This is a genomic window from Flavobacterium sp. IC2-16 (assembly GCF_055521455.1).
The window spans coordinates 1782129-1794143 of record NZ_CM145480.1; the positions used below are offsets into that span (position 1 = coordinate 1782129).

General features: G+C 34.8%; 12 protein-coding genes. 10 read left to right on the plus strand and 2 right to left on the minus strand.

The features are described from left to right. Position 1: 1 nt before the first annotated feature. On the plus strand, positions 2-742 hold the full coding sequence (locus ACZ1JT_RS08005; RefSeq protein WP_465093319.1) for a head GIN domain-containing protein: 741 nt from the start codon (positions 2-4) through the stop codon (positions 740-742). 8 nt (positions 743-750) lie between these two features. Here ACZ1JT_RS08005 and gldA read toward each other — a convergent pair whose 3' ends face one another. Continuing rightward, positions 751-1647 carry a gliding motility-associated ABC transporter ATP-binding subunit GldA gene (gene gldA / locus ACZ1JT_RS08010; protein WP_465093320.1) on the minus strand — a complete coding sequence of 299 codons (897 nt, stop codon included), beginning with the start codon at positions 1645-1647 and terminating at the stop codon, positions 751-753. 269 nt (positions 1648-1916) lie between these two features. Here gldA and ACZ1JT_RS08015 point away from each other — a divergent pair, with 269 nt between their 5' ends. The 7 genes from ACZ1JT_RS08015 to queA all read left to right on the plus strand — a co-directional run bounded on the left by ACZ1JT_RS08015 (position 1917) and on the right by queA (position 7833). Beyond that, positions 1917-3011, plus strand: coding sequence for a chorismate mutase (locus ACZ1JT_RS08015; protein WP_465093321.1), 1095 nt, complete (start codon positions 1917-1919; stop codon positions 3009-3011). Positions 3012-3086: 75 nt separating this feature from the next. Further along, on the plus strand, positions 3087-3611 hold the full coding sequence (locus tag ACZ1JT_RS08020) for a hypothetical protein (RefSeq protein WP_465093322.1): 525 nt from the start codon (positions 3087-3089) through the stop codon (positions 3609-3611). Between the two features lie 78 nt (positions 3612-3689). Then, positions 3690-4670, plus strand: a complete 981-nt coding sequence (rsgA, locus tag ACZ1JT_RS08025; RefSeq protein ID WP_465093323.1) for a ribosome small subunit-dependent GTPase A — start codon at positions 3690-3692, stop codon at positions 4668-4670. A 12-nt stretch (positions 4671-4682) separates the two neighbouring features. After that, positions 4683-5135 carry a D-aminoacyl-tRNA deacylase gene (dtd, locus tag ACZ1JT_RS08030; RefSeq protein ID WP_465093324.1) on the plus strand — a complete coding sequence of 151 codons (453 nt, stop codon included), beginning with the start codon at positions 4683-4685 and terminating at the stop codon, positions 5133-5135. Further along, entirely contained in the window at positions 5135-5461 is a 327-nt protein-coding gene (locus tag ACZ1JT_RS08035) for a nucleotide pyrophosphohydrolase (protein WP_221259814.1), read from the plus strand. Before dtd ends, ACZ1JT_RS08035 begins: the two co-directional genes overlap by 1 nt. A gap of 2 nt (positions 5462-5463) precedes the next feature. Next, positions 5464-6696: a 3-phosphoshikimate 1-carboxyvinyltransferase gene (gene aroA, locus ACZ1JT_RS08040; RefSeq protein ID WP_465093325.1), complete on the plus strand. Its 1233-nt coding sequence runs from the start codon at positions 5464-5466 to the stop codon at positions 6694-6696. 87 nt (positions 6697-6783) lie between these two features. Beyond that, on the plus strand, positions 6784-7833 hold the full coding sequence (gene queA, locus ACZ1JT_RS08045; protein ID WP_465093326.1) for a tRNA preQ1(34) S-adenosylmethionine ribosyltransferase-isomerase QueA: 1050 nt from the start codon (positions 6784-6786) through the stop codon (positions 7831-7833). Between the two features lie 31 nt (positions 7834-7864). Here queA and ACZ1JT_RS08050 read toward each other — a convergent pair whose 3' ends face one another. After that, positions 7865-8308: an SRPBCC family protein gene (locus tag ACZ1JT_RS08050; protein WP_465093327.1), complete on the minus strand. Its 444-nt coding sequence runs from the start codon at positions 8306-8308 to the stop codon at positions 7865-7867. A gap of 222 nt (positions 8309-8530) precedes the next feature. Here ACZ1JT_RS08050 and kynU point away from each other — a divergent pair, with 222 nt between their 5' ends. Then, positions 8531-9808, plus strand: coding sequence for a kynureninase (kynU, locus tag ACZ1JT_RS08055; protein ID WP_465093328.1), 1278 nt, complete (start codon positions 8531-8533; stop codon positions 9806-9808). Positions 9809-9893: 85 nt separating this feature from the next. Then, positions 9894-11960, plus strand: a complete 2067-nt coding sequence (locus ACZ1JT_RS08060; protein WP_465093329.1) for a T9SS type A sorting domain-containing protein — start codon at positions 9894-9896, stop codon at positions 11958-11960. The last annotated feature ends 55 nt before the right edge of the window (positions 11961-12015 follow it).

The window sequence follows — 12015 nt, forward strand, 5'->3', positions numbered from 1 at the left end:
TATGAAGAAGATAGTTTTACTTTTTTTTGCTTTTTTAGGATTGGTTTCTTGCAGTTCAGAAATAATTCCGGCTTGCTATAGAAGTACTGGAAGTTTGGTTAATCAAAATGTGTCAACTCTATTTTTTGATAAGATAAATATTGGTGAAGGGGTAGAATTAGTAGTGCAGCAAGGAGATGAAATTTCAGTTACTTTGGTTGCCGGAGAAAATATTATTGATGAAATGTCGGCTGTAGTTTCTGCAGATTCTACGTTGCTAGTGAAAAATAATTTGAATTGTAAATTAGGATCAGAGTCGCCAGTAAAAGCAGTAGTAACTGTTCCAAACCTTAAAAAAATATATTCATCATCTCAGTTTAATGTGTCTTCTAATGGGGTTTTAAATTTTCCTCATTTGCATTTGCAACAAGGGTTGTTTGGAAAAACAGCTTCTAATATTTTTACAATGAATGTAAATTGTGAAGAATTGGTCGTTGAAAATAATAACACAACCATGTTCCGAATAAAAGGATATGTAAATTATTTAAACGTTTCTTTTTACGCTGGCGATTCACGATTTGAAGGCAAGGATTTGAATACAAACAACGTGTTTATTTTTCAAAGAAGTTCAAACGACATGATTCTAAATCCAGTGAATAAAATTGAAGGAAATATCTATAGTAATGGTAATGTTATACTTTTACAACATCCTCCAATAGTTGATGTCGTTCAGCATTATACCGGGCATATTATTTATCAATAACGAATTTTTTATTTCGTTTTTTCTCTAAAAATTTGCTCTAAGTTTTTACTCTTTAAAGATAGCTGAAGTGTTCGAAGTCCATTGTTTTGGGCAAAATCAAACAGTTTCGGACGCATGTCTTCATTGGTCTCAAAGGTTAGTTCCCAATGGTTGTTTTGAATGTTCTTAACCGATTTCAAATTCGGGATATTCATTAAAATAGTTTCGGATACTTCTTTGTCAAATTCAACTTCAATAAGTTGTTCTTCCACATCGGCAACCAAATGCTCTAAGTTTTTATCGGTTACTATTTTTCCTTGGTTGATAATAATAACGCGGTCGCAAATAGCTTCCACTTCTTGCATAATGTGTGTAGAAAGAAAAACGGTTTTATCTTTTCCGATGTTTTTAATCAGGTCGCGAATTTCAACTAATTGGTTTGGGTCTAAACCAGTTGTGGGTTCATCTAATATTAATACTTCTGGATTGTGAAGTAGTGCAGTTGCTAATCCAACTCGTTGGCGGTATCCTTTTGAAAGTTCTCCAATTTTTTTGTGACTTTCCGGAGTCAATCCAGTTAAAGCTATTACTTCGTCAATTCGTGATTTGTTTACTTTATACACGTCGGCATTGAATGCTAAATATTCACGAACATATAAGTCCAAATACAAGGGATTGTGTTCCGGTAAATATCCAACAGATTTTTGAACTTCTTTTGGAGTACTTGATACATCATGTCCGTTTACTAATGCGTTGCCTTCATCTGCACTAATATACGTTGTCAAAATTTTCATTAAAGTTGATTTTCCAGCACCGTTTGGGCCTAAGAAACCAACAATTTCACCTCTTTTTACTGAGAAAGAAATAGAATCTAACGCTTTTTGTTCGCCGTAATTTTTAGAAATATTTTGTACTTCAATAGACATATCACACAAGTTTGAAACAAAAGTAACAAAATAAATGAATGGTTATTTGTGAAGTTTAGTTTATTCAAACGAAATTTTTTACATTTGTCGCCATGAATCAGAGTAATAACACTGCTTGGAACACTATGACTTGGTTTGCTTGGAAAAGCAAATGGGGTTGTTTTGGTGTGTAATGAAGTGAAGTCAATATATCATACAATACAATCCCGATTAAATATCGGGATTTTTTTTGCTCAAATTTGAATAGCAAAAGCTAATTTTGTAAAACTATGGAAAACAGTAAAACAATGCGTAACTGGTTGGATGCCTTTCAATTGTCGCATCCATTAGTAATTGCGGGGCCTTGTAGTGCCGAAACCGAAGAACAAGTTTTAGAAATTGCACACGAATTAAAAAATTCGGATGTGTCTATTTTTAGAGCAGGTATTTGGAAACCCAGAACACGTCCGGGTGGATTTGAAGGTGTTGGTGAAATTGGGTTAAAATGGCTGCAACGAGCTAAAAAAGAAACAGGCTTATTGCTTGCTGTTGAAGTAGCTAATGCGCATCATGTACAATTAGCGTTAGAATATGATATAGATGTACTGTGGATTGGTGCTCGTACTACAGTAAACCCTTTTGCGGTTCAAGAAATTGCCGATATTTTGCATGGAACCGATAAAATTGTATTGTTGAAAAATCCTGTGAATCCAGATTTGTCATTGTGGTTGGGAGGTATAGAACGACTGTATAATGCGGGGATTAAGAACTTAGGCGTGATTCATCGTGGGTTTTCTACTTATGAAAAATCGAAATACCGAAATATACCAGAATGGCAAATTGCTATCGAGTTGCAAAGTAAATTTCCTGATTTGCCTTTAATCTGCGATCCATCTCATATATCAGGTAGGAGAGACATGATTTTAGAAGTTTCGCAACAAGCATTAGATCTAAATTATGATGGTTTAATGATAGAAACGCATTGCAATCCCGATAAAGCTTGGAGCGATGCAGCACAACAAGTAACTCCAACTGCTTTGAAACAAATCTTTAATGATTTGAAAATTCGTAAAGAAACCGATGAAGGCGATGATTATAACCAACAGTTGGCTGGACTACGAACTCAGATAGATGAATTGGATGCAAAACTTGTAACTATTTTGGCCAACCGAATGAAAATTGCCGATGCTATTGGGTTGTTAAAAAAAGAGCGAAATGTGGCTGTATTACAAAGTGCTCGTTGGCATCAAATTTTAGGGAAAATGATTGAAGAAGGTGAGCAAAAAGGACTCAGCGAAGAATTTATTCTGAAACTCTTCAAGGCAATTCATCAAGAAAGCATCTCACATCAGGAAAAAGTGGTTAACAAAAAATTAAATAATTAAAAAATACGGCAACTGTCGTATATCAAATTAACATAATTTTAGTAATATTGCCTTTCCAAATTTAAATAGATAAACATGAAAAATTTTTTATTGTTAGCCCTTTTATTTACGGCTAGTGTTGTGAGTGCTCAAGTTGATAAAATCTACAAACACAGTGGTGAGGTTGTAGAAGGAAAAGTTGTTAAAGTTGAAGAGTACACTGTTGTATTTAAGTATGATGGTGAAGATGCTGAAAACACTTTAAGTAAGTATGCAATTGAAAAAATTGTTTACGGTAAAAGTGGTCGTGTAGAAGATATCACTGAGAAAATCGTTGTTAACGGTGAAGATGATTGGGAAAAAGTTGTTATTTTAGAAGACAAAGCTTACATCGCAGGATTGAAAAAAGGTGAGGAAGTAAGAGGTAAAACGGGTTTAATTAACTATCATACTGGAAATACAGGTGATAAAAAAGCTGAGAAAAAATTAAAAATGGCAGCTGCAGCAATGAAATGTCCATTTATTTTACAAACAGCTGATAAATCTACTGTAGGGGCTTCTTCAAACTCTTTAGGAGGTTCTCAAGTTATTAAAAAAGGTATTGGTTACAGATATATGTAATTGAGTATCTAGGTACAAAATTAAAAGGCTGCATTTTGCAGCCTTTTTTATTAATTAAAGAAGCAATATCTTTGTTGCATGACAGGAACCGTTTATAAATCTACCGGAAGTTGGTATACGATTAAAACCGATGATGACAAATTTCTAGAATGTCGTATCAAAGGCAAATTTCGTTTGAAAGGTATTAAAAGTACAAACCCTATTGCGGTTGGTGATATAGTCGATTATGAGTTAGAAGATTCCACCGATGTTACTACAGGAACAATAATCAATATTCACGATCGTAAAAATTATATCGTCAGAAAATCGGTTAACTTGTCTAAGCAAACTCATATAATTGCTACAAATATCGATGTGGTTTTTTTATTAGTGACCATAAATAATCCGCCAACAACAACCAGTTTTATTGATCGTTTTTTAGTAACTGCTGAAGCTTATGGTATTGAGGCAGTTTTAGTTTTTAATAAAATTGATACGTACGATGAAGCCACACTAGACGAACAATTGTATTTACAATATGTTTATTCAACGATTGGTTATCAATGCTTGCGAGTTTCTGCAAAAGAAAATAAAGGTTTGGAAGAACTTAAAGCTATGATGAAAGATAAGGTTTCTATGTTTTCAGGACATTCCGGAGTAGGGAAATCTACGTTGGTCAACGCTTTAGAACCCACTTTAAATTTGAAAACCAAAGAAATATCCGATTCGCATTCGCAAGGACAACACACTACTACATTTGCTGAAATGTTTGATTTGTCTTTTGGTGCTAAAATTATCGATACGCCAGGAATTCGTGGCTTCGGAATTGTAGACATGGAAAAAGAAGAAATTGGAGATTATTTTCCGGAATTTTTTGCCTTAAAAAATCAATGTAAGTTCAATAACTGTTTGCATAAAGAAGAACCTCATTGTGCGGTCAAAGCGGCTTTAGATAAAGATGAAATCGCTTGGTCGCGGTATAAAAGTTATTTGCAAATTTTAGAAGGTGATGATGAACAGTATCGAACTGATATTTACGGTGACGACAGAAAAGCGAGCGACGAAACACGACAATCATAAATTTAGAATCATTTGAAAGCAGTATTACAGCGAGTTTTAGAATCTTCGGTGACTATTGAAGGAGAAAAAGTGGCTCAAATTGATAAGGGACTACTTATTTTACTGGGTATAGAAGAGGCCGATACTCAAGAGGATATTATTTGGCTTGCATCAAAAATAGCTAACCTTCGTATTTTTCCAGATGAAAATGAAGTGATGAATTTGTCAATAAAAGATATGAATGGTGATTGTATTGTCGTAAGTCAGTTTACACTGCATGCTTCTACCAAAAAAGGGAATAGACCATCCTATATAAAAGCAGCTAAGCCCGATATTGCTATCCCATTGTATGAAGCTTTTGTAAAACAAATGGATATAGAACTTGGCAAAAATGTACAAACAGGTAGATTTGGAGCCGATATGAAAGTGGCATTAATTAACGATGGTCCTGTTACAATATTAATTGATACAAAAAATAAAGAGTGATGAACATTAAAAACGCACAATTAGACGTCGATAATTGGATTAAAGAACACGGCGTTCGTTACTTTAACGAATTGACCAATATGGCGCAACTTACTGAAGAAGTAGGTGAAGTGGCTCGAATTATTGCGCGTCGCTATGGCGAGCAATCCGAAAAAGAAAGCGACAAAAACAAAGATTTAGGTGAAGAATTAGCCGATGTGGTTTTTGTGGTTTTGTGTTTGGCCAATCAAACCGGAGTAGACTTGCAAGCCGCTTTCGATAAGAAAATGGATTTGAAAACCAAGCGCGATCACGATCGTCACCATAATAACGAAAAACTGAAATAGTTTTGAATTTACAGCTTGCTAAATCCAATATCAAGTCGGAATCGACTGTTTGTATTTCCGGTTCCAAATCGGAAACGAATCGGTTGTTATTGTTGCAAGCTCTGTATTCCAATCTTACTCTGGAAAACACTTCGAATTCCGACGATTCTGAAGTGATGGTTAAAGCATTGAAATCTTCGGAGAACATCATCGATATTCACCATGCTGGAACTGCCATGCGTTTTCTGACCGCTTTTTTTGCAATTCAGGAAGGAAAAGAAGTGGTGCTGACAGGTTCTTCACGAATGAAAGAAAGACCAATTAAAATTTTAGTTGAATCGTTACAACAATTAGGAGCAGAGATTTCGTATGTTGAAAATGAAGGTTTTCCGCCCATAAAAATCAAAGGGAGAAAACTAACACAAAATAAGGTTTCGTTACCTGCGAATGTGAGTAGCCAATATATTTCGGCGTTGTTGTTGATTGCACCAAAATTGGAAAACGGTTTAGAATTGAAATTAGAAGGCGAAATCACTTCGGTTCCTTATATCAAAATGACTTTGGCTTTACTAAATGAAATTGGTATTGAAACTTCTTTCGAAGGAAATCATATTAAAGTTCATCCAAAACCATCTGTCGGAAACCAACAGCTAATAGTTGAAAGCGATTGGAGTTCGGCTTCGTATTGGTATTCAATTGTAGCCTTGTCTGAAATTGGAACCCAAATTACCTTGTCGAGTTACAAAAAAAACAGCCTACAAGGTGATGCCGTTTTAGCTGAAATTTATCAGGATTTTGGTGTGGAAACGGTTTTTAAGAACGCTAATTCTATCACAATTACGAAGGCGACAAAACATAAGGCTCAGTACATAACCCAGAACTTAAATAATTCTCCGGATATTGCCCAAACCATTGCCGTAACGTGTTTTGGTTTAAGCATCGGTTGTGATTTGTACGGATTACACACTTTGAAAATCAAGGAAACCGATCGTTTGGAAGCGTTAAAAGCGGAGTTGACCACATTAGGCGCGGATATTTCAGTAACCAATGAATCGTTGCATTTAAAACCGTCAACTTCAATCAACGAAAATATAGCGATAAAAACATATCAAGATCACAGGATGGCTATGGCTTTTGCGCCGCTTGCACTTCGTGTTCCAATAATTATTGAAGAAGCCGAAGTTGTTTCGAAATCGTATCCTGATTTTTGGAACGACTTAAAATCGGTTGGTTTTCAATTTTCTGAAGTGTTGTAAATACTCAATTTCTTAAAATAAACATCAAAACACTTGACAACGCCTCTTTCGCGATAGTATATTTGCAGTCAATTTAAAATTCATATAATGAAGTTATCGAATTTCAATTTTAATCTTCCGGCAGAACTTTTAGCCGAATTTCCAGCCGAAAACAGAGATGAAGCTCGTTTAATGGTGGTGAATCGTAAAACACAAACTATTGAGCACAAATTGTTTAAAGATGTTTTAGATTATTTTGATGAAGGTGATGTTATGGTGTTGAATAATACTAAAGTATTCCCGGCTCGTCTTTATGGAAACAAAGAAAAAACTGGAGCAAGAATTGAAGTTTTCTTGTTAAGAGAATTGAATGCAGAACAACGTCTGTGGGATGTGTTAGTTGATCCAGCTCGTAAAATTCGTATTGGAAATAAATTGTATTTCGGTGACGATGATTCGTTAGTGGCTGAGGTTATTGATAATACTACTTCTCGTGGTAGAACCTTGCGTTTTTTATACGATGGTTCGTATGAGGAATTTAGAGAGAAATTATTGGAATTGGGAGAAACACCTATACCAAAATATATCAATCGCGAGGTAACGCCAGAAGATGCAGAACGTTACCAAACCATTTATGCCAAAGAAGAAGGAGCGGTTGCTGCACCAACAGCAGGGTTGCATTTTTCTAAGCATTTAATGAAACGCCTTGAAATTAAAGGTGTAGAATTTGCCGAAGTAACATTGCATGTTGGTTTGGGAACTTTTAATCCGGTTGAAGTAGAAGATTTGTCAAAACACAAAATGGATTCCGAAGAGCTTAAAATTTCTCAAGAAGCTTGTGATATTGTGAATAGAGCCAAAACTAACAAAAACAAAGTGTGTGCTGTTGGAACTACAACCATGCGTGCCATGGAAAGTTCGGTTTCTTCTTCAAGAACATTAAACCCGTTTGTGGGTTGGACCAATAAATTTATTTATCCTCCTTACGATTTTAGTGTGGCGGATTGTATGATTACCAATTTTCATACGCCTAAATCAACATTATTGATGATGATTTCAGCATTTTGTGGTCATGATTTAATGCGTAAAGCTTATGATGAGGCTATCAAAGAAGGATATAAGTTTTATTCGTACGGTGATGCAATGTTAATTTTATAATACAAAAAAGCGTTCTTAATGAACGCTTTTTTTATGATTGACTTTCTGCAAATTTCTTGAAGCTCTTTAAATATTTTATGTTCTGACTTTTAAACATCCATGGCATAAGTATGGAGAAAAGTTTCATGGTAAAATTATTCTTAATCACAAATTCATTGTCCGTACTATAAAGTGTTTTAGTGTCAGAAATAGCAGTGAATTTATTTCGTATATGGTTGGTTACTCCGTCCATTTCATAATAACCACTAAATTCTTCTGGTAGGTTTCTTACGCTAATAGTTTCAATCATCTCCATTTTTCGGTTTCCCATTTTAAACTTTAGTTTCGACTTGGCTCCCGGTTGGCCAACTTCGCCACTTAAATGTTCAAAGCTCTCTAAACCTTCCATCCATTTAACCATATTGTCAGGATTGTCGAACAATTCAATTACTTTGGCAATAGGTTGATTAATTTCAATTTGTGTACTGTATTTCATAGGAAACTATTTTTTTCAAATATAAATAATCTCCTTAGCAAGACAAGCATGTAAAAACTTGTTTATTTAATTTAAAGTTTTATTTTGTGGCCTTAAAAAAATGCAATTGAGGTTTAATAACGAATGTATTTCAAAGTGTTATAAAAGTTAAGGATATCGTAAGCGAAATAAAATAACAAGTTGTTAAAATTTATTATTTTTGCATCCATAAAAAATGAAATCATGATATTTCAAAATACAAGAGAGTTTGCACAACAGTTAGATGCTCAAGATGAATTGAGTAGATATAGAGACGAGTTTATTTTTCCTAAAGTAGATGGAAAAAAAGTGATTTATTTTACCGGAAACTCACTTGGTCTGCAACCTAAGCGAACACAGGCGTATGTTGATGAAATAATGAGTGATTGGGCTAATTTAGCTGTTGAAGGACATTTTTATGCCAATAAACCTTGGTGGGATTATCAAGAACGTTTTGCCGCTCCATTGAGTGAAATTGTTGGAGCGAAATCAAGTGAAGTTACTGTAATGAATACACTAACAGTAAATTTACACTTGCTGATGGTTTCTTTCTACCGTCCATCAGAAAAAAAATATAAAATTATTTGCGAAGAAAAAGCCTTTCCGAGTGACCAATATATGTTTCAGAGTCAAGTAAATTTTCACGGCTACGATGCTAAAGAGGCTATCGTTGAGGTTAAGCGTAGAGAAGGTGAACATAATATACGTTTAGAAGATATTCTTGCTAAAATTGACGAAGTTGGGGATGAACTGGCTTTGGTTTTAATAGGAGGCGTAAATTACTATACGGGTCAGGTTTTTGATATGAAAACCATAACGGAAGTAGGTCATAAATATGGAGCTTATGTTGGTTTTGATTTGGCTCACGCTGCTGGAAATATAAAACTGAATCTTCATGATTGGGGTGTTGACTTCGCGGCATGGTGTAGCTATAAGTACATGAATTCTGGGCCTGGAAATGTATCTGGAATATTTGTACATGAAAAACATCATAAAGATTCTAGTTTGCCACGATTTGCAGGTTGGTGGGGACATAATAAAGAGCGTCGCTTTTTAATGGAGCCTAAGTTCGAACCCGTGCAAGGTGCAGAAGGTTGGCAAATAAGTAATCTTCCGGTAATTTCTTTAGCGCCTTATTTGGCTTCAGTTGAAATGTTTGCTGAAGTAGGTATGGATAAATTAATAGAAAAGCGAGATAAAATAACGGCTTACCTAGAATTTATTCTTCACGAAATTGATAGTGAAATTGAAGGCACCGAATTTGAAATTATTACACCCGCTAATCCGTCAGAAAGAGCATGCCAGCTATCAGTATTTTTACATGGTCAAGGAAAAGCATTGTTTGAGTACTTAATGAAAAATGGTGTAATAACCGATTGGAGGGAACCAAATGTAATTCGATTGGCTCCAGTGCCTTTTTACTGTTCTTTTGAAGATATGTATGAATTTGGTCAGATTTTGAAAAAAGGTATATTGAAATAAAATTTTCGGTGTTTTTTTGTGTAAAAGTTATTTTTTTGATAAAAAAATACTTTATTTGTAACAACTTAACTAAAAAACGCCGAAAATGAAAAAAAAATTACTTGTAATTGGAATTTTATTATTGGGTTTTCCAATTGTTTCAAAAGCGCAAACCTCCGCTAGAGAAAAGGAAGCTCGAGAATGGATTAAATCAAATGCTCAAGAACTTAATATCGCCCCAGATATTAATTTGAACCTTAAATTTTCAAGAAAAGGTTTGTCGGGTGAAACTCTTAGATTTCAACAAATGTTTAATGGTATTCCCGTTTTTGGTAGTGATATTCTTGTTCACTATAATTTAAATGGTGAGATTACGTATAAATCGGTTGACAATGTTATTGAAATCAGTTCTATAAATACTTCTCCATCAATTTCTTCGCAAGATGCAATTGCAATTGCAAAAAGAGAATTGAAATCTTCAGGAACTATTAGTTTCGAAGAAAGCAATTTGTTTGTTTATGTAACTTCTGGTAGTCCAAAATTAGCTTACAAAGTTTCCTTGGTTTGTGATGATAAAACGGGTGATTGGCAAATATTTGTTGATGCTTCAACTTCAGAAATTCTTAGTTTTAAAGATGTTTCCGTACACCATCGTGCAGGGGAAAAGACCGATAAGACTAAAGAGATAACTGCTTTCGGTAGAAAAAAAATGGCTGCTCCAAATGTTTTTGTAACGGGAACAGGAATGGTTTTTAATCCGGATCCTTTATCTACAGCTCATGTTGCCTATGCTGGTAATTATGTTGATAATAATGATGCGACAAATGCTTCTTTAGATGCTGCAAGAACAAGTGTGGTTTTACCAGAAATTGAGTTAAATGCAGGAGTTTACAGATTGAAGAGTTCTTACGTAGATATTCTTGATTTCGAAAATCCTAAAAAAGGATTGTTTACGCAAGCGACTAGTGCTTTTAATTTTACCCGAGATAACGATGCTTTTGAGGCAGTAAACTCATTTTATCACCTTGATCAAAGTATGCGTTATATTAATGAGACCCTTGGTATAGTTTGTAGACCGCAGCAAAATAGTGGTGTATTGATGTATGATCCTCATGGATTGAATGGACAGGATAACTCTCACTTTATTCCTTCGTCTGATAGAATTGCTTTCGGAGAAGGTTGTGTTGATGATGCTGAAGATGCAGATGTTGTACTTCACGAGTTTGGTCATGGTGTACATGATTGGATGACTGGAGGTTCGGCTTCTTCAACGGAAGGACTAGGGGAAGGAAGTGGAGATTACTGGGCACAATCCTATAGTAGAAGTTTAGGGCAATGGGCACCAACTGATGCGGCATATCATTATATGTTTAGTTGGGATGGACATAATGCTTGTTGGAATGGTAGAATTACAAATTATTCTGCGGTATATCCAGGAGGGCTTACAGGAACTATTCACACAGACGGTCAAATTTGGGCAACATCATTAATGAAAATTTATGATGTCATTGGAAGAACAAAAACCGATAAAGCCTTCTTAGAAGGATTAGCATTAACTAATGGCTCTTCAACTCAGCAAATTGCTGCGGTTGCTGTTAGACAAGCTGCCATCGATATGAATTATACTTGCGCAGATATTAAAGTGTTTACTGATAAATTTACACAAACGAGTTATATAATGCCAGCTATAGCATTGCGTATAAATTGTCCAGGAACTCAAACGGTTAATGCAGATGGGGCTGGAAATTATACTATTCCAAGTTTTTCAAGTTTAGCCAATGCAATCAATTCTAATTGTGATGCAGTAGTTACTCAAAGTCCAGCAATAGGTTCTATTGTAGGGGTTGGAACACATACAATTACAATGACTGCTACAAGCGGAACTTCAGTAAGTTGTACTTTTGATTTAGTGGTTCAGCCAAGTTTAGGAGTTAATGATTTTGTTAAGAATAATTTCGTCGTTTATCCTAACCCGGCTTCTTCAACAATCACAATTAAAGGGGATTTCAATGAAAACCAAGAAATTGAAATTTTCAACATGTTAGGTCAAAAAGTTATGGATAGAACATTAATAGACCGCGAAACTACGTTGGATATATCAAGACTTAGTAATGGGGTTTATTCTATTTATTTTGCAAAAACTAAATCATCATATAAATTTGTTAAGCAATAATTATTGATAAGCAAGTGAAAAGCCGGACTGTTGTTCGGCTTTTTTTATGAAATTA

Coding starts and splice junctions, on each gene's coding strand:
- rsgA (WP_465093323.1), top strand. CDS start 3,690: ATGACAGGAACCGTTTATAAATCTACCGGAAGTTGGTATACGATTAAA.
- ACZ1JT_RS08060 (WP_465093329.1), top strand. CDS start 9,894: ATGAAAAAAAAATTACTTGTAATTGGAATTTTATTATTGGGTTTTCCA.
- ACZ1JT_RS08005 (WP_465093319.1), top strand. CDS start 2: ATGAAGAAGATAGTTTTACTTTTTTTTGCTTTTTTAGGATTGGTTTCT.
- ACZ1JT_RS08015 (WP_465093321.1), top strand. CDS start 1,917: ATGGAAAACAGTAAAACAATGCGTAACTGGTTGGATGCCTTTCAATTG.
- ACZ1JT_RS08035 (WP_221259814.1), top strand. CDS start 5,135: ATGAACATTAAAAACGCACAATTAGACGTCGATAATTGGATTAAAGAA.
- queA (WP_465093326.1), top strand. CDS start 6,784: ATGAAGTTATCGAATTTCAATTTTAATCTTCCGGCAGAACTTTTAGCC.
- ACZ1JT_RS08020 (WP_465093322.1), top strand. CDS start 3,087: ATGAAAAATTTTTTATTGTTAGCCCTTTTATTTACGGCTAGTGTTGTG.
- ACZ1JT_RS08050 (WP_465093327.1), bottom strand. CDS start 8,308: ATGAAATACAGTACACAAATTGAAATTAATCAACCTATTGCCAAAGTA.
- gldA (WP_465093320.1), bottom strand. CDS start 1,647: ATGTCTATTGAAGTACAAAATATTTCTAAAAATTACGGCGAACAAAAA.
- kynU (WP_465093328.1), top strand. CDS start 8,531: ATGATATTTCAAAATACAAGAGAGTTTGCACAACAGTTAGATGCTCAA.